Source organism: Peribacillus sp. FSL E2-0218, from assembly GCF_037992945.1.
Taxonomy (GTDB): domain Bacteria; phylum Bacillota; class Bacilli; order Bacillales; family DSM-1321; genus Peribacillus; species Peribacillus simplex_B.
In genome coordinates this window covers 4,359,065-4,378,619 of sequence record NZ_CP150304.1, presented here as the reverse complement: position 1 = coordinate 4,378,619, position 19,555 = coordinate 4,359,065, and the positions used below count along the sequence as shown (strand labels likewise).

20 protein-coding genes are annotated in these 19,555 nt (G+C 44.7%); 15 read left to right on the top strand and 5 right to left on the bottom strand.

Going from position 1 to position 19,555, the window contains the following annotated elements; all coding sequences use genetic code 11:
- Positions 1-410 precede the first annotated feature (410 nt).
- The 6 genes from MHI53_RS21100 (at position 411) to hxlB (ending at position 5,698) form a co-directional block, all read left to right on the top strand.
- Positions 411-1,448 carry a LacI family DNA-binding transcriptional regulator gene (locus MHI53_RS21100; RefSeq protein WP_061142804.1) on the top strand — a complete coding sequence of 346 codons (1,038 nt, stop codon included), beginning with the start codon at positions 411-413 and terminating at the stop codon, positions 1,446-1,448.
- 73 nt (positions 1,449-1,521) lie between these two features.
- Positions 1,522-2,292, top strand: a complete 771-nt coding sequence (locus tag MHI53_RS21095) for a sugar phosphate isomerase/epimerase (RefSeq protein ID WP_340372206.1) — start codon at positions 1,522-1,524, stop codon at positions 2,290-2,292.
- Positions 2,279-3,235, top strand: a complete 957-nt coding sequence (locus MHI53_RS21090) for a sugar kinase (protein ID WP_340372205.1) — start codon at positions 2,279-2,281, stop codon at positions 3,233-3,235. Before MHI53_RS21095 ends, MHI53_RS21090 begins: the two co-directional genes overlap by 14 nt.
- Positions 3,232-4,521, top strand: coding sequence for an MFS transporter (locus tag MHI53_RS21085; protein ID WP_340372204.1), 1,290 nt, complete (start codon positions 3,232-3,234; stop codon positions 4,519-4,521). Before MHI53_RS21090 ends, MHI53_RS21085 begins: the two co-directional genes overlap by 4 nt.
- The gene (gene hxlA / locus MHI53_RS21080) at positions 4,521-5,150 is read left to right on the top strand and encodes a 3-hexulose-6-phosphate synthase (RefSeq protein ID WP_340373715.1); all 630 of its coding nucleotides are present in this window, start codon (positions 4,521-4,523) and stop codon (positions 5,148-5,150) included. Before MHI53_RS21085 ends, hxlA begins: the two co-directional genes overlap by 1 nt.
- Entirely contained in the window at positions 5,147-5,698 is a 552-nt protein-coding gene (gene hxlB / locus MHI53_RS21075) for a 6-phospho-3-hexuloisomerase (protein WP_340372203.1), read from the top strand. The genes hxlA and hxlB overlap by 4 nt, the downstream gene beginning before the upstream one ends.
- A gap of 118 nt (positions 5,699-5,816) precedes the next feature.
- On the opposite strand, the gene MHI53_RS21070 is transcribed toward hxlB, so the two are convergent.
- Both MHI53_RS21070 and MHI53_RS21065 read right to left on the bottom strand, forming a co-directional pair.
- Positions 5,817-6,998, bottom strand: a complete 1,182-nt coding sequence (locus MHI53_RS21070) for an NAD(P)/FAD-dependent oxidoreductase (protein WP_340372202.1) — start codon at positions 6,996-6,998, stop codon at positions 5,817-5,819.
- A gap of 38 nt (positions 6,999-7,036) precedes the next feature.
- A complete protein-coding gene (locus MHI53_RS21065) occupies positions 7,037-7,459 on the bottom strand; it encodes a DUF1641 domain-containing protein (RefSeq protein WP_061142793.1) in 423 nt (140 codons plus the stop codon).
- A 329-nt stretch (positions 7,460-7,788) separates the two neighbouring features.
- Between MHI53_RS21065 and MHI53_RS21060 the strand changes: the two genes are divergently transcribed.
- The gene (locus MHI53_RS21060; RefSeq protein ID WP_340372201.1) at positions 7,789-7,959 is read left to right on the top strand and encodes a hypothetical protein; all 171 of its coding nucleotides are present in this window, start codon (positions 7,789-7,791) and stop codon (positions 7,957-7,959) included.
- Positions 7,960-8,050: 91 nt separating this feature from the next.
- On the opposite strand, the gene MHI53_RS21055 is transcribed toward MHI53_RS21060, so the two are convergent.
- Positions 8,051-8,635, bottom strand: coding sequence for a DJ-1/PfpI family protein (locus MHI53_RS21055; protein ID WP_340372200.1), 585 nt, complete (start codon positions 8,633-8,635; stop codon positions 8,051-8,053).
- A 151-nt stretch (positions 8,636-8,786) separates the two neighbouring features.
- Between MHI53_RS21055 and MHI53_RS21050 the strand changes: the two genes are divergently transcribed.
- On the top strand, positions 8,787-9,212 hold the full coding sequence (locus MHI53_RS21050) for an Lrp/AsnC family transcriptional regulator (protein WP_340372199.1): 426 nt from the start codon (positions 8,787-8,789) through the stop codon (positions 9,210-9,212).
- A 103-nt stretch (positions 9,213-9,315) separates the two neighbouring features.
- A complete protein-coding gene (locus MHI53_RS21045) occupies positions 9,316-10,143 on the top strand; it encodes an STAS domain-containing protein (RefSeq protein WP_340372198.1) in 828 nt (275 codons plus the stop codon).
- A gap of 60 nt (positions 10,144-10,203) precedes the next feature.
- Here MHI53_RS21045 and MHI53_RS21040 read toward each other — a convergent pair whose 3' ends face one another.
- A complete protein-coding gene (locus MHI53_RS21040) occupies positions 10,204-10,731 on the bottom strand; it encodes a GNAT family protein (RefSeq protein WP_061142795.1) in 528 nt (175 codons plus the stop codon).
- 163 nt (positions 10,732-10,894) lie between these two features.
- Here MHI53_RS21040 and MHI53_RS21035 point away from each other — a divergent pair, with 163 nt between their 5' ends.
- The 6 genes from MHI53_RS21035 (at position 10,895) to MHI53_RS21010 (ending at position 17,596) form a co-directional block, all read left to right on the top strand.
- A complete protein-coding gene (locus MHI53_RS21035; protein ID WP_185113095.1) occupies positions 10,895-11,041 on the top strand; it encodes a hypothetical protein in 147 nt (48 codons plus the stop codon).
- A gap of 126 nt (positions 11,042-11,167) precedes the next feature.
- On the top strand, positions 11,168-12,229 hold the full coding sequence (locus MHI53_RS21030) for a GerAB/ArcD/ProY family transporter (protein ID WP_061142796.1): 1,062 nt from the start codon (positions 11,168-11,170) through the stop codon (positions 12,227-12,229).
- A gap of 10 nt (positions 12,230-12,239) precedes the next feature.
- Positions 12,240-13,712 carry a spore germination protein gene (locus tag MHI53_RS21025; protein WP_061142797.1) on the top strand — a complete coding sequence of 491 codons (1,473 nt, stop codon included), beginning with the start codon at positions 12,240-12,242 and terminating at the stop codon, positions 13,710-13,712.
- A 5-nt stretch (positions 13,713-13,717) separates the two neighbouring features.
- A complete protein-coding gene (locus MHI53_RS21020) occupies positions 13,718-14,833 on the top strand; it encodes a Ger(x)C family spore germination protein (RefSeq protein WP_061142798.1) in 1,116 nt (371 codons plus the stop codon).
- 134 nt (positions 14,834-14,967) lie between these two features.
- Positions 14,968-15,933, top strand: a complete 966-nt coding sequence (locus MHI53_RS21015; RefSeq protein WP_340372197.1) for a quinone oxidoreductase — start codon at positions 14,968-14,970, stop codon at positions 15,931-15,933.
- 304 nt (positions 15,934-16,237) lie between these two features.
- Positions 16,238-17,596 carry an IS1182 family transposase gene (locus MHI53_RS21010; protein ID WP_340371447.1) on the top strand — a complete coding sequence of 453 codons (1,359 nt, stop codon included), beginning with the start codon at positions 16,238-16,240 and terminating at the stop codon, positions 17,594-17,596.
- 505 nt (positions 17,597-18,101) lie between these two features.
- Here MHI53_RS21010 and MHI53_RS21005 read toward each other — a convergent pair.
- Complete coding sequence (locus MHI53_RS21005; protein ID WP_340372196.1) at positions 18,102-19,493, bottom strand: hypothetical protein; 1,392 nt, start codon at positions 19,491-19,493, stop codon at positions 18,102-18,104.
- Positions 19,494-19,555 lie beyond the last annotated feature (62 nt).

Genomic DNA, 19,555 nt, shown 5'->3' with positions numbered 1-19,555 from the left:
CCTTCTTTCTCCCAAGTGATAGTCAATGGTTTTAAGGTTGTAACAATGCCTGCCTCATCTCGACCTTGCCGCCAAACTTTTGTTTAACATGTCCAATCCATCCACCGACTGCGTAATCAGGATTTTCTTATCATTCGCTTTCCACATACCATTATCTGCTGTGCCCCAAATTGCAATACTGGAATAATGCAGATACCTACGATCTCAACACCCAAGCAGATGCCTGTCACAAGCAACCATTAAACTTACAATATTAAACATATTGGTAAATATATTTTAATATAGAAAATTGAATAAATTAAAGAAAAAAATGTTTTGTGTTTGAAAAATATGGATTGACATTCATTGCCAATGTGATACTATTTATAAAAATGGAACCGGTTCCAAAAATTCGCGAATGGATGAATGCAATGAATAAACGAGAAAGTTCAAAAGTGACGATTTACGATGTCGCTAGGGAAGCCGGGGTATCGAAGACATCGGTCTCCCGTTACTTAGGCGGCAGGTATGATGAACTATCCGACAAGACCCGCAAGAAAATCGAGCTGGCGATCAGCCAAATGGAGTACCGCCCGAACACCATGGCAAGAGGGCTGAAAAGCAATAAGAGTTATTTGATTGGCATCATCGTCGCGGATATCAACAATCCGTATACGACGGCCATCCTTCGTGGTGCTGAAGACATATGCAGCCAGAATGGCTATAATCTGATGATTTGCAATTCGGATAATAATCCGGAGAAGGAAAGAGGATATTTCGAAATGCTCTTATCCCATCGCATTGATGGGCTCATCCTTCATACGACGGGCGGAAATCACGACATGCTAATTCAGCTGCAGGAGCAGAAGACGCCGATCATCCTGCTGGATCGGAAGGTGCCCGACCTTGAATTGGATACGGTGGGATTGGATAATTTTCAGGCCACTTCACAGGCGGTCCATTTTCTTGCCGATCAAAACTATGAACGAATCGCATTTTTCAGCGAGCCAGCAAGCAAGATCAGTACGAGGTATGAACGGAGGCAGTCGTTTCAGCAAACGTTGCTGAGCAGGAGCCATCCAAGTTCAAATGATGTTTATGAGGTAAATGTCGATGATTTACAGGACGTAGAAGCCAAGCTTCAGCATTTTTTAGAGAAGTCGGAAGGAAAATCAAGAGCGATACTGACGGCAAACAGCGTGGTGTTATTAAAACTGATTTTGCTTTTACAAGAACAGAAATTGTCGGTTCCGAAAGATTTGGCCATGATGGGCTTTGATAATCCAGAGTGGAGCACGATAGTTTATTCGGGCATTTCTACGATTGAACAGCCGACCTATCAAATAGGGGTCGCCGCCATGGAGATGATCCTTCGCCGGATTGATGGGCAAGTGTCCCCAGCGCAGACAATCGCCTATCAAGCCAAATTGAATATAAGGGAAACGACGCCATTCATACAAAAATCATAAGTCTTCCAAGCTTGAAGACTTTATTAACTCACAGAATGGTACCGATACCATTCCGAAGAACAGGAGGATGAATATGAAAGTGTTTGTATGCATGAACTCAATACCGACTGAAAGGCTCCAAACGCTCGGTCATCTTGAAATCATAAAACGTTTAGCAGCCGCTGGAGCTGATGGAATCGAAATAAGAAAAGAGCTTTTAACGCAAGATGATAAGCTGGAAAAATTGGGTGCCTTATGCAAAGAGCTTAACTTGGCCGTTTATTATTCTGCTCCTGAATTCCTGTTCGGACCCGATCACCAACTGAATGAACAAGGATTCAAGCAACGGACATGGGAAGCGCAAGAACTGGGAGCTGATTTGCTAAAGATGCCTCTAGGCTCCTACCATGAGAAGGAAACAAATATGAGTTACGTAAGTGAGGTACTGACGGAAAATCCGCCTAATGATGGATTGGCGATCACCATCGAGAACGATCAAACGCCTGGCGGGGGTAATGTACAGACAATCACTCATTTCCTGAGCCGATGCAAAACATTGGATAGGCCGATTGAAATGACGTTTGATACGGGCAACTGGCTGTATACAGATGAGGAGCCGATGATGGCGGCACGAGAGTTGGCAGGATATGTGGTTTATATCCATTTGAAGCAGGTGAAGCGGGTTCATGATGGGTGGGTGACCGAGCCAGTATCGATGCCGCTGCTGCCTGAGGTAATGGAGCTGTTGGGAAATTTCAAGGGAGCTTGTCCGGTAGCGATTGAATTCCCGGTCACATTGGAAAATGCAGCGACGTATATTTCACTCATGAAAATGGAACGGGAGGTCAGCCATGAACGAGCTTAGTGTACTGACGATGGGAGAGGCAATGGCGATGTTCATTGCCGATGATCCGGGCAGCCTCGATGATTGCATGCGTTACAAGCGCTATGTGGCAGGGGCCGAAACCAATGTAGCGATTGGCCTGTCAAGGTTAGGCATCAAAACGGCATGGATGAGCAAGGTCGGGGATGATTCATTCGGTCGGATGATTTTGAAAACGCTAACAAGCGAAGGCGTGGATGTCTCCCATGTCTTAACCGACCCGCATCATCCAACAGGATTCCAGCTGAAATCGAAAGTGGAGAAGGGCGATCCGGTCGTTGAATACTACAGGAGGAATTCAAGCGCGAGCAAGATTTCCTTGGAGGATTTTCCGCTGGAGCAGCTTCCGAAGATCCAGCACTTGCACTTGACCGGGATACCGCCTGCAATTTCCGCTAGTTTCAGGGAGTTGTCCTGGCAAGTGTTGAATGATTTGAAACAAAAGGGTGTGACCGTATCATTCGATCCGAATCTCCGGCCGACCTTGTGGCCGACAGAACGGGAGATGATCGAGGTCGTCAATAGGTTTGCCAAAAAAGCGGATTGGCTCCTTCCGGGAATGAAGGAAGGCGAAATCCTAACAGGCTATAGCAGGAAGGAGGATATCGCCAGTTATTATCTCGATCAAGGGGTTAAGCTGGTGGTGATCAAGCTGGGCGAAGAGGGTGCCTATTTGGCGACCGAAAAGGAAAGGAAGGATGTAGCGGGATTTGCCGTCACGGAGGTCAAGGATACGGTAGGAGCAGGAGACGGTTTTGCCGTTGGGGTGATAAGCGCTTTATTGGAAGGACGATCGTATGAAGAAGCGGTGGTACGGGGAAATGCGATAGGAGCGAAAGCGGTGATGTCATCCGGAGATCATGAGGGTCTTCCGGATCGGGCAGAGCTGGAACACTTTATGAAAAAAGGAGTGCTTCAATCATGAAAACCTCTCAATTGCAGGTAGCTTCGCGAAAAAGGTGGATGAGATTGATCCCGTTGGTGTTCATCACCTACAGCCTGGCTTATCTTGATCGGGCGAATTATGGGTTTGGCGTAGCGGGCGGGATGGGGGAGGACCTTAACATCACGGCTGGTGTATCATCCTTTTTGGCCGCGCTGTTTTTCCTTGGTTATTTCTTCTTTCAAGTTCCAGGTGCACATTATGCTGAAAAGAAAAGCGCGAAGAAGCTGATTTTCTGGAGCCTGATCCTCTGGGGAGGACTGGCCACCTTGACGGGCTTGGCGACAAGCGTCGGCTGGCTTTATCCGATCCGTTTCTTGCTCGGGGTCGTTGAAAGCGCTGTTATGCCTGCGATGCTCGTGTTCCTCAGCCACTGGTTCTTAAAAGAGGAACGTTCCCGGGCCAATACGTTTTTGATCCTTGGGAACCCCGTTACCGTCTTATGGATGTCAATCCTTTCCGGCTACCTATTGAAGGCATTCGACTGGAGATGGCTGTTCATCATCGAAGGATTGCCGGCAGTGCTTTGGGCATTCATCTGGTATAAGGTGGTCAATGATCGTCCTAAAGATGCCAAGTGGCTTACCGCACAGGAAAAAAACGATATGGAAGCCGTCCTGCAAGCAGAACAGGCCGCTTTAAAACCGGTGAAAAATTATCGGGAGGCGTTCAAGTCAAGGCAGGTCGTCATACTCAGCATCCAATATTTCATGTGGAGCATCGGGGTATATGGCTTCGTCATGTGGCTCCCGTCCATCATTAAGCAGGCATCCAATCTGGATATTGTCGCGACCGGCTGGCTTTCATCGGGACCTTACTTGTTGGCGGTCATCGCGATGCTGGCGCTATCCTACTTTTCGGATAAGACGTTAAATCGGAAAACATTCGTATGGGCAGCGCTGCTCGTCGGGGCCCTTGCATTCTTCGGCTCCTTCATGATCGGAACCACGAATTTCTGGCTTTCCTACGCATTATTGGTCATTGCCGGAGGGGCGATGTATGCCCCGTACGGTCCGTTCTTTGCCATCATTCCTGAAATCCTTCCAAGGAATGTCGCTGGCGGGGCAATGGCTTTGATCAACAGTATGGGTGCGCTGGGCTCATTCGTAGGTGCCTATTTCGTCGGATATTTAAACGGCTTGACTGGCGGGCCAGGGGCATCGTATGTGTTCATGGCCGGATCTTTATTGATCTCCGCCGTACTGACCTTGATGGTCAAAAAGCCAGTGGTTACGGCAGCCAAATCCGTGGAGGTGGTTACGTCTTGATGATACAGCTGGCATTGGACAGGATGAATAGGGAGCAAGCACTGGAATTGGTCCGTACCGTGGAGTCGTCGATAGACTGGATTGAAGTGGGGACTTCCTTGATTAAAGAGTTCGGCATCGGTAGCATCAAAGAAATGAGTGAGAGCTTTCCTGATAAAAAAATCGTTGCAGACATGAAGACGATCGATAATGCGGCGTACGAAATGGATCTTTGCTTTCAGAACGGCGCCGATATAGCAACGGTGATGGGGGTGGCATCGGATGTTACCATCCAAACCTGCCTGGAAAAAGCGCGTGAGTATAAGGGGAAAATCATGATTGATTTATTGAATGTGTCCGATTCCCGGCTTGAACAATTACAGAAATACGATCAGGCGATCTTTTGTGAGCATGTAAGCAAGGATAGCCAGGAGAATGGGGGGCATACCTTGATCGACATGAGAAATCACGCCGGATCGATGAGGGCAGCAGCGGGAGGAATCACACTATCATCGTTGCCGGCCATGATCGCCAACCGGCTCGATGTCATGATCATCGGCTCGGCCATTACAAAAGCGAAGCACCCAGCGGACGCTGCAAGACGATTCAAGGAAGCGATGAATATGGAGAAGGACGTGAAGCAGGTTTGAAAAAGGAAATCGCCATTATTTTAACAGAAGTGAACGGAGTATTTCGCAATATGGATGAAGATGCAACCGACTTGCTTGTAAAGAGTTTACAGCCGAAGCAGAGGATATTCATCATGGGGGAGGGAAGATCGGGCTACATGGCTAAAGCCTTCGCGATGCGTTTGATGCATCTTGGCTTGAACGTATATGTGGTCGGGGAGACGATCACGCCTTCGATCGCGAAAGGCGACCTGTTCATAGCCATCAGTGGGAGCGGCACGACGAAAAGTGTGGTTTCGGCAGCCGTGAAAGGCAGGGAAATAGGCTGCAAGGTGTTCACCATCACGACAAATGACCAATCCGAATTAGCGAACGTTTCGGATGAGGTTTTGGTGGTCCCGGCTGCTACGAAAAACCGCTTGAGTCATGAAACGGAAAGCGTCCAGCCGCTAAGCTCCTTGTTTGATCAATGCGTACATGTTTTGTGTGATGCCATATGCCTGGACTATTCAGTGTCCCAATCCATAAGCCACCACTCGACTTATTCCAAGCATAGTAATATCGAGTGAAAAAACAGGCGGGTCCTCTTGGCAGGGACCTGTCTTTTTGATCGTAAAAAAAAAGCCCTTTATCCCCAGAATCGGAAATAAAGGGCGTGTACCGCGGATGCGGCACGACAGCTCTGGTTTAATAGGCTAAGCTATATAGTGCTTTGATGTGTGATAAGTAGCGGATATTACTCGCTTCCTTCATCAAAGTGGCCGGCAGGCCTTTCAGGGAGGTGTTATTGGCTCCGACGGTTGCCACGGCATCCTTACGGCCAAGGCTCGCAAGCGTACCTGAATTTACAGGTGCGAATACTTCAAGCTTCTTGCCTTCGAAGGCTGCATAGAGGTTATACCCGACAAGCTCACCCATTTGCCATGCGTTTTGTGCAGTTGGCGCGTATGGACGTCCGCCTTCTGGAGGGAAAGCAAGGGCGCTGTCACCGACAACGAATACGTCCTTATGTGACGTCGATTGCAGGTATTCATTAACGGCTGCTTTGCCGCGATCGACTTCAAGACCTGATTCGCCGACGATAGGAAGAGCCGCAACCCCGCCTGTCCAAACAAGCGTATTGGCCGTGATCGTTTGTCCATCCTTCAGTTCGATTTGGTTGCCTTTGACACCCGTTACAGGCAGACCTGTCAAGAACTCGACGCCGCGCGCTTCCAAGGAAGACATGGCCCGGTCGATCAGCGGATCAGGCAGCACAGGAAGGATTTTTGGGCCAGCTTCAACAAGCTTGACTTTCAAATCCTTGAAGTCCACGCCGAATTTCTTGGCGATTTTAGGGAAATGATCGACGATTTCACCAATCAGCTCGACGCCAGTCAAGCCGCCGCCGCCAATTACGATGGTCGCATCGGCTTCATTTTTCGTTTGGGCATATTCACGAATGCGATCTTCGATATGCTTGTAAATTTGGTTGGCATCTTTCACCGATTTCAAGACCATGCTGTTTTCTTCAAGACCTGGAATGCCGAAGAATCCTGTTTGGCTTCCTAGTGCCACGACAAGGGCATCATAGGATAAAGTGGAGCCGTTGGAAAGCTTCACTTCTTTTTTATCAACGGAGAAAGACTCCACCTTTGCAATGGCAAGGTCGATATCTTTTCCTTTGAAAAGTTTTTCCAAAGGAATCGAAACAGCTTGCTCGGAAATCGAACCGCCGGCAAGACGGTGCAATTCAGTGATGATTTGGTGGGTTGGAAATTGGTTCACCACGGTAACCTGCACTTGATCCTTCTTGTAATATTCACGTACGGACAACGCAGATAGTAATCCAGCGTATCCGGCACCTAAGATGACGATTTGTTTTGACATAGTTAATCCCCGTCCTTATTGATTGAAAGTTTTAGACATTATTTTTGGTTTTTACGTTCTGATGAGACTTCCAGGAACGCTTGCGCGAAACGGAAAAGCTTTTGTGCCTCAGGGTCTTTCATCATTCTCAATAGGCCAAAAAGACCGATTACATCATGATTTGCTTCTGCGCGATCCTTCGCTTCGATTGCGGTGGCCGCAAGACCTTTCACGGAATCGACCACAGGTGTCGCGATTTCCGAAATGGCACTGACGGTATCGTTTTTCAGGACATCATCCGTTGCCACCGATTGAGCGAAATCATAAGACTTTGTTAAAATATTCACTAATTCAGTCAGTTTTGGAAGCTGATCGACTAAAGTATTGAGTGACTCCTGAACCTCGGGCTTTAATAACTGATCCAGTACATCTTGACGTGCATTTAATTGTTCAGACTGTGATTGGGTAATCGTTTCTGACATATCCAATTCTCCTTTGCAATAAGCATTTTGTTGATTTGGTTAGAAAAACTTGTAAAATATTACACAAAGTGTTAAAGGTAATCCTTTAAAAATGTAATAAAAGCTATCCTATAGTATATCCCTTTCGCTCGATGAAAACAGCTTATTTTTTTAAAAAAATCTTCATAATATATTTTTTCCTGTAAATTAGAATGGATATATCCTTCTATTTGGGTTGGATCATCTACTTAATGGCCATTTTTCACTTATCGGATAGCGCGCCCGTCACCGCCGCCTTTCCTGCATATTTCCACCTGGAAAAGCCATCCTAAATGGTGGAGGTGAAAAATGTGACTGACTCAAATTCCAAGCATACGGAAGAGAATGATGATAAGAAGCAGAACAAACTGGTTGGCAGTATGGAATATACAAAAGCACAAGTAATGGAAGGCATGAACGGGATTTCTGACGTGTACCTCAAAAACCTTGAGGAAGCCATGGGGGAAAATACGGAGGAATAATCAGGAAGGTCGTAACGTGGATCGTCTGTCGAACCTCATTTATCCGAACAAGGTGCCGGATGATCCGGAACCTTGTTCGGGTAGGACAGCCTTAATGGAAACCCATCAATTCCTTCACATGATGACAGTTTTCTTTGGTGGTGAGCATTTCCAAAAGCGTGAAAGCAACCTCGAATGCCGTGGAAGGATTATAGGAGGTGATGATGTTATCCGTGACGACAATCGGTTCATTGACGACAAGCGCCCCGAATCCCTTGAGCTGCTCCTGTCTGATACTGGTTGGATGATTGTAGGTAGTCGCTTTCCTCCCTTTCAAAATCCCGCTTTTTCCTAATGGGAGTGCGCCAACACAAATCGATGCAATGATTTTCTTTTTATCATGAAAGTCTGTAATGACATCAAGAAACTTTGGATCATAGGCATCATCATAAAAGCCGGCTTCTTCAAATCCCCCCGGAATGGCTAAAGCATCGAAGTCATCAAGGTTCACTTGATCGATGGTCAATTCGGGCTTCACGATGAAGTTCCAGGTGCATGATAATTGCTCATGCAGACCTACGGTAACAAGATCGGTGGAGCCGTCGCCCTCTAATTTATTCCAGCCCAATACATCCGTAAATACACTCGCTTCAACCGCTTCGAATCCGTTCGATAACAGCAGTAATACTTTTTTCATAGCAACAACCCCCATACAAAATAGTTGTATTTATTATATAAAAAGTATATTCCTGATTACATATGATTCATTATGCATTCATTCCTTTTCTCTTTATTTTATAATGGATTTGAAGGATTCCACTTAATAATGAAAAGTGATGGTGATTGACTTGGATCGAACGGATAAAAAAATACTCTCCTTGCTCGAATCGAACGGGCGCATGGCAATGAAGGAGCTGGCCCAGAGGGTTTCTTTAACCGCCCCAGCCACTAAAGAGCGAGTAATTAAAATGGAGGAAAGCGGCGTAATCAAGGGATATAAAACGGAAATAGCCCTTGAAAAGCTTGATAGGGGCTTGACTGCGTTCGTTTTGTTTGAAACGGATCGGTGTAAGGATTTTTATGATTTTAGCTTGAGGCATCCGGATGTACAGGAATGTCACCGGTTAGCCGGTCAATATAGTTATCTGGTTAAAATCAGTACATATTCCATGGAAACACTGGAAGGGTTTGTTGATGAGGCGATTAAATATGGAAAATCGTCGACACATTTGATATTTTCATCGACTATTAAGGATATTTTCCCGCGAGAGTAAATATGACCTGAAGATAATGGGCAGGAAAAAACCCGACCAATAGAGAATGTAGACAGTAACAAAAATCACATTTGAAAGTATCAACAAAAGGGAGTGGAGAATCGTGAGTTTTGTTTATGAGGAAGAAGAAATAATGGAATTCCTTTTACAGAACAAAAATGATTTTGAAGACTATCTTTTATCCGAAGCGGTAAATGTCAGGGAGAAAATCGAGGAAATCTTGATGGTGGGTAATGTTGACCTTTTGAATAATGCCCATAAGCTCATCCGCTACATCGTGGAGCAGAATGAAGCCGATTTGATTATCTTTGCAGAACAAGAAGGGGAAACGTGGGCAACCCACTCCTTGACGCTTTCATTCAAGCTGGAATGGATCCAGGCCATCAGGAGGACGCTTTGGACCTTCTTTTATAAGTACGAGCATACCAAAGATCTCGTAAGCGATTCGTACACCTTCTTTGAGTTGGAAAAGGAAGTGAATGAAAAGGTCGATGTATTTCTAAAATCCTTTTTCGTCAGTTATTCCGATTACAAAGACAAGTTGATCCTGGCGCAGCAAAACCTGGTGAAAAACCTATCCGTCCCGATCATTCCTGTTACCCCCACCACCTGTGTCCTTCCGTTAATCGGTACAATCGATGATTCACGCATCGGGATAATCGAGGAAAAAGTGCTGATGGAAATAAGCAATTTAAGGTTACAGACCTTGATTTTGGACTTATCCGGTATCAGCGAGATGGATGTTGAAATCATGAACCGCCTATTGAATATCCTTGATGGGACGGCCATGATGGGCTGTAAAACCGTCGTGACTGGATTGCGCCCCGGAGTGGTTATCAAGATGGTTCGTGCAGGGGTGGATTTTGAAGATAAAGCAGAGACAAAGTTGACGCTGCAGCAAGCATTGAAGGACCATCTTATAGTGAGCTGAATCGGAAGGTTTCCGGTGAAAACGGAATGAAAAAAGTCCCCATTGGCACTGGACGGGGACTCATGACTTCAGCAAGGAAAAGACATATGTATCATGAGGTATGCCGTATTGATAAATATAGCTCCTTAAAATACCTTCCTGGATGAAGCCGTGCTTTACCAATAATTCGCATGATGGTTGATTTTCCAGGAAAACGACCGCGCCGATGCGAGTCAAAGCTAGATTATTGAACCCGTACGCAATGATTTCCTTAAGCGCTTCCGAGGCAAATCCCATGCGCCAATGGGCTGGATCGATTTCATAGCCGATTTCAGTCCGTCTGTATTGCGGGCTATATGCATGAAAACCGATCGTCCCGATCAATTCGTTCGTATCATTTCGCTCAATCCCCCAACGGATGCACCGGTTTTCAAGGTATCCCTTCGCAAACGCAGCCACGATATCCTTCGCCTCCTGGACATTGAGCAATGAATCTTGACCATAGAAACGAGTGACCTCGTCATTCGATAAAAACCGGAAAAGAGCTTCAGCGTCGCCTTCATGAATCTCCCGTAACCGCAACCTTTGTGTGTTCAGTACCGGAAACATATGACCCCTCCAAAATGTCGTTATGCTAAACATATTCGGTTCCTGCGAAGGGTTTTCCTTTATTATGAAGTCCCTTTTTTAGAGGTATTTTTGATGGTTATCGGACATGCTAACGAGAGTACGTACAAGATTAATCAAAAGGAAGTCGAGGGGGAGCTGCATCATGGGAAAAAAACATCGTAACCGCGTCAATGCACCGAAAAAAAATAACCATATTCCAGAAGAAGGCATCATTGCTGAACAGGAAGCACATGGTAAGGAATATGCGGGGAATAAACGTAAGAACGGACCTGGCAACCATACCGATTGATTGGATCATCTCTTTACCGCTTTTGCCTAACCTCAGGCATGGCGGTATTTTTCTTTCCTCGTACGTTTTTATGAGTATAGGATCATAATAAAAACGCAAAATAAATAAAAACTCTTGAGGATGCTTATGACAAACGTAAATCTTAAATCTGCCCATGCCTATATACTGATGATCATGTCGACGGGCTTCATGTTACATGTATTGATCTTACCGAATATTCTAATGGCAGCCGGGAGGGACGCCTGGGTCAGTGTCCTGTGGAGTATAATCCCTATCGTTCTCATAGGAATCATCCTTTATTATATCTCCCGCTCACTTAAACGAGAATCTTTATTGACATTTTTACATAATCACTATTCACCGCCATTAGTGAAAATTTCAGCTGCCATTTTGGGACTGATCATGTTCTCCGAAGCGTTTGTCACCATGAAATATACATTATTTTGGACTAAAGATAATTATGCATCCGAGGTGCCTAATTACGTGATCGTCGTCTCCTTCACGCTTATGTGTTGTTATGCTTCGTTTAAAGGAGTGAAATCGATCGCCTACCTAGGCCCGCTTCTTTTTCTGTTAGTCTGTTTGTTTGGCATTTTTATAGGAGTCACCAATACGCCAAAGAAAGATTATTCCTTGTTATTTCCAGTATTTGAGCAAGGGATTAAACCTTCATTGAAAGGAATAATCTATCTGTGTGCAGCGTTTGGTGAAAGTCTATATCTGCTACTTCTCCAAGGGGATACAAAGCGTCCTTTTTCGTTTAAGGGGATAATGCTAACAATATTTTTCTTATTGTTACTGACATTAGGTCCCCTGGCTGCAGCCATAGCTGAGTTTGGACCGGAAGAAGCTTCAATGATGAACAATCCAGCCTATGAAGAGTGGAAACTTTTAACGATCGGGAGGTATATTACCCGTGTGGATTACATTTCCATTTTCCAATGGTCGGCCGGTTCTTTGATTCGGGTCAGTTTGTTGGTAATCATAGCTAACGAAATCAACGGGATCGGAAGGAAAAAATGGTTATTACTCATCATATATAGCCTATTGGGGATAGGCGTCCTCATTAATTGGCAATCCGATCAGTTTTTTTCTTTCCTATATAATATCTACTATCCGCTATTGAGCATATTGTTACTTACATTTCTCGTTGTAAGTCTTCTTCTAGTAAAACTAAAAAGTAGGTGAAACTTATCATATGGCAAATGAACCTGCCCCTCATATCTTGCTGACAAAAGAAGGATTGTATCAACATTTCGAAGCACATGCTGACGTTCAAATCAATTGCAAGGCTTTTGACTATGAGGATGTGATGAGCCAAGAGGTATTACTGATTTACGCTAGTGGAATGGTCGATAGCTTATTAATATATGACTTCGTATTACCAGCCGTGAGTGGACTTTTAAAGGAAGGGAAATTGCTTGAACTGGAAAACCTTCATCAGTTACTGGACGTTAGTGAAATCAACCGATCTCCACGTATAAAGGAAGATCTAGCATCGAACCTTTTTTCCGGTCAACTTCTTTTATTTGTTTGTCGAACAGAGAAGATGTTTTCCATTAATGTAGCCAAAATGCCCCAGAGAGCCGTCGATGAATCAAATATGGAAGTTTCGATTAGAGGGCCCCGGGATGGATTTGTAGAAAGCAGCGAAATAAACATGGCACTTATTCGGCAACGCTTGAAAACGACAGCATTAGTGACCCAGAGCATGACGATGGGGACACGAAGCAATACGGATGTGACCCTTCTTTACATGGAGGATGTAATCAATCCGGATGTTTTGAGCAACATTCAATCCAAGCTACGTTCCATACAAGTTGATCTCGTTTCAAGCAGTTATCAAATAGAGGAGCTTCTATATGATCAAAGATTCTCTCTATTTCCTTTGATCGACTATACCGGAAGACCTGATCATGTCGTTCAATCACTTAATCAGGGCCGATTTGCGATTTTAGTGGATGGGAGTCCAAGTTGCTTAATCGCACCGGTCAATCTAACCTATCTCCTGAAATCACCTGAGGATAATCAAGCGAGTTTTTGGTACGTGAGCACTGAGCGGATATTAAGGATCTTAGCCTTGCTTACTACCCTTTTCCTACCGGGCTTCTGGACAGCGCTTACCTCATATCAATTTGATTACCTGCCATTTCCCTTGATGGCAACGGTTTCTATCTCCAGGAATGGATTGCCTATCGCGGGGCCCATAGAATTATTCATCATGCTGGTTTTCTTCGAGCTGTTTAAGGAAGCAGGGGTTCGCTTACCTAAATCCGTTGGGCAAACCGTCGCCGTGTTGGGCGGGTTGATCATCGGGGATGCAGCCATTCGGGCCGGCCTGACTTCTCCATCCACCCTCGTGGTCGGGGCCATTACCGTTATTTCCAGTTATACCTTAGTGAATCAAAGCTTGTCGGGAAATGTATTACTGATCCGGTTTTACATATTATTGCTCTCATCGATACTCGGGATTTTCGGATTTTTTATAGGATTGTTTACTATCTTCATTGCCTTGGCCAGATTGGAAAGCTTCGGACATCCATATTTAAGCTCCTTAAAGGAGCTAAATCGAGGAGATTTACTTAAAACGATCTTGAAAATACCGTACAAATATATTAAAACCCGTTTTCAAGCCTATTCCCCTACTGATTCAGATCGGAAAAAGGAGTAGATATGATGAGGAAAATCATGATAATTGCATTGTGTTTATTCGTAGCACCCTTATCTGGATGTTGGGGGATAAAAGAGATACAAGACCAAGTGTATATTGCAGCACTGGGAATAGATTTCCAAGAAGGGAAATATATCATTTTTTTTCAAGCTTTAAGCTTTGCGAATATAGCCAAGCAAGAGGGAAATGCCCTTTTGCCTGAGGCACCTCCCGTTTTATTGGGAAAGGGAACGGGCGAGACCATCGATGAAGCGTTTGATGATATCCAAAAAGCTTCATTTAGCCCTTTATTTTTTGGACAAATTAGCTCCATTTACATTACCCCCTCGATATTGGAGAAACACCTTGGTGAATTTTTGGATTATGCAGGTCGTACTGAGCTGATCAGGTACAATACCTGGATATTCGGTGTAAAGGAAAATCTCAGGCAAGCAATGACCGTAAACGGATTTTTCAATAAATCGCCTATCTATACGTTAGTTTTCGATCCTAAGGAAGTATTGGCTAATAACTCCTTCATTCCCGTTATTACCTACCAGAATTTGATTCAGAGATATAAGGAGCCATTTGGCACGATTTTGATCCCTACCTTGCATGTAAACGAAAAAACCTGGAAGGAAGGGAAAAAACCGAAGAAAATCGTAGATATAAACGGAGGTTTTTTCCTAACGAATAAACAAATAAAAGGGTGGATGAACAGTGAGGAACTTAAGGGTTTAAATTGGGTTAATCGTGATGTTAAGAAACTTTATCTTTCTTCGGGAGCTAATAAAGTGTCCGTTCAAGTAACGCAACCGAGCTTTCATATCGATGTCGTAAGTGGCTCATTTCCCAGATACCGGATCACGGTGGATGTGCCGATGACCATAGAAGAAAATTACAAACATGTATCTGTGGGAAAAGTGAAAAAAATCCTAGAGCATCAAGTGAAGGAAGAGGTGAAGAATACATTCAAAAAAGGACTGGAGATGAACACGGATCCATATAATTTAGCCGAAAAAGCGTATCGCTTCAGTAACGATGACTGGGATATACACGAGCTTAAAGAACTCTCACTTGAATCAATTGACAAGATTGACGTGAATATCATAGTCGAACATACAAGGAACTATAAAAAGTGATGGATATGTCCCGATAATCTAGGAAATCGGTGAGCATGCCAGGGGAAAGGGCGAAATCGCTATCATCGTTCTTGCCATTGAAGAATGCATCCTATATCTTAAAGAATGAAGAACCTTTGAAGGGAGATAGGTTGATGAAAGCACTTGTTTTTGATAACTTTGGCGGACCGGAAGTTCTTTCCGTTAGGGAAATGGAGGAACCGGAACGTACCAGTTCGGCAGTAATCGTTCGAATGAAAGCAATCGGCTTGAATTTTGCCGATGTATATAGAAGGAAAGGGAATTACCATTTGGTGGGTGAACCTCCCTTTATTTTAGGTTATGAAGGCGCGGGTGTCATCGAATATGTCGGGGAGGATGTTCATCATCTTCAGGTTGGCGATCGCGTCGGCTTTGCTGATGTTCCCCATGCGAATGCAGAGCTGGTTTCCGTTACAGCCGACAAACTGCTGCCGCTGCCTGATGGCATTTCCTTCGAAACGGCAGCTTCTGTTCTACTGCAAGGATTGACAGCCCAATATTTAACCGATGACAGCCATCCGGTTAAACAGGGGGAAACCGTTTTGGTTCATGCGGCTGCAGGCGGGGTCGGCCAATTATTGACGCAGATGATCAGGATGAAGGGCGGGCAGGTCATTGGATTGACATCATCCGATGAAAAAGCGGCTGTCGCCAAACAAGCGGGTGCCGCCCATGTATTCCTGTACGAATCGGACTGGGTGAACTCCATTAAGGACGTAACGGATAACATCGGCGTGGATGTCGTGTACGAGTCCGTCGGGCAGACCTTGATGAATAGTTTCGAGGCGACGAAGACCGGAGGAACGGTCGTTTTCTTTGGAATGGCAGGCGGTGATCCCGAGAAAATCGACCCGAGAATGCTGATGGACACCTCCAAAGCCTTAATAGGAGGAGACCTTTGGAACGTGTTGACTACCCATGAAGAGAGGAAAAGAAGAACGGCACAGTTGTTTGAATGGATCATGTCCGGGAAAATCCTTGTTGACCAACCGACTCTTTTTTCATTGGAAAAAGGCGCTGATGCACATAGACTGCTGGAAAGCCGGAAAAGTACGGGGAAAATATTATTGATCCCATAAAGGGAAGAAGGCCATCCATTTTAATGGTGGCCTCAGACTGTAGACAAACTCGATGAAAATCGAGTTTGTCTATTTTTATGGCCTGTACAATTTAGACGTTGATTTCCACTCCAGGCACTCGCTTTCCGCGGGCGGTCGGGGAGCCTCCTCGGCTTTGCCTGCGGGGTCTCCCCTAGACGCGCTTTTCCCGCAGGAGTCTCGAACACCCGCTCCAATCAACTTTGTCTTACCTTTTAGATAGAACACTTTTGACTGGAGTCATTTTTGTTTTAAAATTGAAGGATTAAAACTTGAGGTGATGAGGATGCTTTCTAAACATGATTCTATTCAGCGAGATCAACTTGAAATGATTACTTTAGATCAACTGGTGCCACCGAACCATTTGGTTCGTAAAATGGAGGCTGCCATTGACTTCACTTTCATTTATGACTTGGTGAAAGATATGTACTCAGAGGTAGGACGCCCAAGTATTGATCCAGTTATTTTAGTTAAACTGACTTTCATTCAATATACCTTCGGTATTCGTTCCATGCGTAAAACGATTGAAGAAGTTGAAACCAATATGGCTTACCGTTGGTTCTTAGGCTATGGTTTCCATGATAAAGTACCTCATTTCTCTACGTTCGGAAAAAATTATGAGCGACGCTTTAAAGATACAGACCTGTTTGAACAGATTTTCTGTCGCATTTTAATGACAGCTGCTAATAAAAAGTTAATAAGTGTAGAACACGTTTTCGTGGATTCCACACATGTGAAAGCCAGTGCGAATAAACGGAAATTTGAAAAGAAAATCGTTCGTAAAGAAACACGAGCGTATCAAGGACGTCTTCAAGAAGAAATCAATCAAGATCGTGAAAACCATGGAAAGAAGCCTTTTCCACCAGATAAATTTGATAAGGAAGAAACCAAAGCAATTAAAGAAAGTACTACGGATCCTGAGAGTGGCTACTATGTGAAAGATGAACGAACAAAACAGTTTGCCTATTCATTCCATGCGGCCGCAGACGGCAACGGTTTTGTATTGGGAACGATTGTAACACCTGGTAATACACATGACAGTCATATTTTGGAGCCACTTGTTGAGCAAGTGATTGAGAAAGTTGGAAAACCAGAAGCAGTTGCCGCAGATGCAGCTTATAAAACACCAGCGATTACAAGCTACCTATTTAACAAAGAAATCACACCTGCTTTACCCTATACACGTCCTCGTACAAAAGAAGGATTCTTTCGCAAACATGACTATGTTTACGATGAACACTTTGATTGTTACCTTTGCCCTTCGGGAGAAACTTTAAAGTACTCAACAACAAATAAAGAGGGCTATCGCGAGTACAAATCGCCCAAACAAATTTGTGCAACATGCTCATTTTTATCACGGTGTACGGAAAGCAAAGACCATCAAAAAGTAGTGACACGGCATATCTGGCAAGCATATGTGGAAGAAGCAGATCATCTGCGTCATCATCAAGAGGTAAAACCTATATATGCGAAACGCAAAGAAACGATTGAGCGTGTATTCGCAGATGCAAAAGAAAAGCATGGTATGCGTTGGACTACTTTAAGGGGACTTAAAAAATTGTCGATGCAGGCGATGCTTACTTTCGCTGCCATGAATGTAAAGAAGATGGCCACTTGGACATGGCAAGGTCCTAAAACGGCTTAACATAGTGGCTCGAAGAGCCCAAATCTCGTAACCTTTTGTCTACAAACTGAGGCCATCCATTTTAATGGTGGCCTTTTTGCTTTCCTTCATCTCCTTATTCATACTGATGATAAAGCCCTTTTTAAGTACCTTTGTATAGCCCCGTTCTTTAGACCCTTGGATAAACCGATCATCAAAACCGTTGCCATCACACGTTTTGAAGCATGCCTTCATGGACAGCCATGGACCTGAGCTTACAATCCACAAGCCGTCCAGGCAAAGAACGGATCGATTGACTCAACCCACAGTGAACCATCCCCATTCCACAAGCGCACCGCTGCCATTCACGGAATGCATCCGCAATTCACATACCGCAAAGCAGGCAAAAAAAAGAGACGAAAGTATCATCTCTTTTGATAAATTAGGATATATCGACGAATCTGGCCGTAATATCGACGAAAATCAGGATATATCGACGAAAAAAAGAATATATCGACGAAAATCGCTATTATATCTGCGAATCTCGTTAATAGTTCGGTATGGAAGCAGGAGCCAGACGCTCTTTTTGTATCGTGAAAAAAGCTTGGAGCGAGTTCTTTTTATGTGCGAGTGCCGCATTTCGGGCTGCCGGGGCAATGGCATGACTGCCGTACTTGCGAATTTTTGCCATTAGCTTGTCCAATTCGCCAAACGTATCGTTTCTAATGCTTGTCATATATTCCGAAGCGGTCTGCCCATCATCGTTCGGCACTTTCCGTTTTCCCTCGGATTCGGGCACTTTCTTTACACGGGAAATCAGCCATTTCTCGCACCAGTCGTTCAACACGCGGCGGATGAAATCTGCTTGGTGGTGCTTTTGAAGAATCGGTTCGATATGTGCTGCCACTTCCCAATCCTTCACGTTGCGGCCGAGAGCTTTTTCGGAGATGTCCCTATGAAAATGTTCGCGATCAAGCAAGCTCTTGATTGACGCTGCCTGGTGGGCATACTTGGCCATTTGTTCCAAGGTTTCGTTGTAAATGACCTTACTTAAATAGGCAGATGCTTGTTTTGGTGCCAGAAGTAAATGCTTATTGGCAGGAAGGGCATAGGCGAATTTCTTTAAAGAATGCGAATAGACGAATCGGGCTAGCTTTTGCAGCTCCTGTTGGATGTCGGTGGAAATACTCGATGATGTCGCTTCCTGCAGAAAGGAGCGGTAAATATACTTGCCGACCCGTTCCAGCTCCATGCATACAGAATCACTGATATGCCCAAGAAAGCCAGAGTTGAAAATCGTTTTTCGCAGCAAAGTCCGTTCCGCCCGATTTTCCATATACTGCTCCAATATGCCTTCGTTGAATGTGAATACAAGAACTTCTTTCTTTGAAAAAGTCCGGCTTGCAAACGTAATCGTCACCATATAACCCAGAGCATCATGGACTGCATCAATGGCATTCACTAAACGTTTCCTTGTGAAGAGTGAGCGGCCATCAGGAACGATTTCGCTATAATCGAACATCACCTCTTCCGACTTCGAAACGGACATCCGGAAAGCGGCCATCAACAGCAGCCGTTTCCCAAGAATGCTTAAGCCTTTGAAAGCATCGCTATAAAAGAAACGGTACTTCTTGCAATAACGATCAGTCTTCTTATTAAACCCAAGGATACTCGCAGGTCCCAGATTGAACTTATATAGAAGTTCCCCATCTTGATGGACGGGCACGAAAACCTTTGGAAGAGATCCTTGAGGGGCGGTGAATTCCCTGATGATCTGCCTTAAGTACTTTTCTGTTGTTCCGACACCGCGTGCCATCCTATGGAGCGGACTCTGAATCACCCCATCCCAATCACTATGAAGCAAGGCGTACAAGCACGTATCGAATTCAGTGGAAGATGCATTTCTTAATAGGTGGTGGTAGGTTTCTTCATAAATCATCCGGTTTCGCCCCTTTCTTATCCACCTTTTATATAAACCTTCCCTAACGAAAAGTAGCAGCA

Excerpts from the sequence above, each read along its gene's own strand:
- hxlA (WP_340373715.1), top strand. The coding sequence starts at position 4,521 with ATGATACAGCTGGCATTGGACAGGATGAATAGGGAGCAAGCACTGGAA.
- MHI53_RS21030 (WP_061142796.1), top strand. The coding sequence starts at position 11,168 with ATGACAAACGTAAATCTTAAATCTGCCCATGCCTATATACTGATGATC.
- MHI53_RS21100 (WP_061142804.1), top strand. The coding sequence starts at position 411 with ATGAATAAACGAGAAAGTTCAAAAGTGACGATTTACGATGTCGCTAGG.
- MHI53_RS21040 (WP_061142795.1), bottom strand. The coding sequence starts at position 10,731 with ATGTTTCCGGTACTGAACACACAAAGGTTGCGGTTACGGGAGATTCAT.
- MHI53_RS21035 (WP_185113095.1), top strand. The coding sequence starts at position 10,895 with ATGGGAAAAAAACATCGTAACCGCGTCAATGCACCGAAAAAAAATAAC.
- MHI53_RS21095 (WP_340372206.1), top strand. The coding sequence starts at position 1,522 with ATGAAAGTGTTTGTATGCATGAACTCAATACCGACTGAAAGGCTCCAA.
- MHI53_RS21090 (WP_340372205.1), top strand. The coding sequence starts at position 2,279 with ATGAACGAGCTTAGTGTACTGACGATGGGAGAGGCAATGGCGATGTTC.
- MHI53_RS21070 (WP_340372202.1), bottom strand. The coding sequence starts at position 6,998 with ATGTCAAAACAAATCGTCATCTTAGGTGCCGGATACGCTGGATTACTA.
- MHI53_RS21025 (WP_061142797.1), top strand. The coding sequence starts at position 12,240 with ATGGCAAATGAACCTGCCCCTCATATCTTGCTGACAAAAGAAGGATTG.
- MHI53_RS21085 (WP_340372204.1), top strand. The coding sequence starts at position 3,232 with ATGAAAACCTCTCAATTGCAGGTAGCTTCGCGAAAAAGGTGGATGAGA.
- MHI53_RS21020 (WP_061142798.1), top strand. The coding sequence starts at position 13,718 with ATGAGGAAAATCATGATAATTGCATTGTGTTTATTCGTAGCACCCTTA.
- MHI53_RS21065 (WP_061142793.1), bottom strand. The coding sequence starts at position 7,459 with ATGTCAGAAACGATTACCCAATCACAGTCTGAACAATTAAATGCACGT.
- MHI53_RS21055 (WP_340372200.1), bottom strand. The coding sequence starts at position 8,635 with ATGAAAAAAGTATTACTGCTGTTATCGAACGGATTCGAAGCGGTTGAA.
- MHI53_RS21005 (WP_340372196.1), bottom strand. The coding sequence starts at position 19,493 with ATGATTTATGAAGAAACCTACCACCACCTATTAAGAAATGCATCTTCC.
- MHI53_RS21015 (WP_340372197.1), top strand. The coding sequence starts at position 14,968 with ATGAAAGCACTTGTTTTTGATAACTTTGGCGGACCGGAAGTTCTTTCC.
- MHI53_RS21010 (WP_340371447.1), top strand. The coding sequence starts at position 16,238 with ATGCTTTCTAAACATGATTCTATTCAGCGAGATCAACTTGAAATGATT.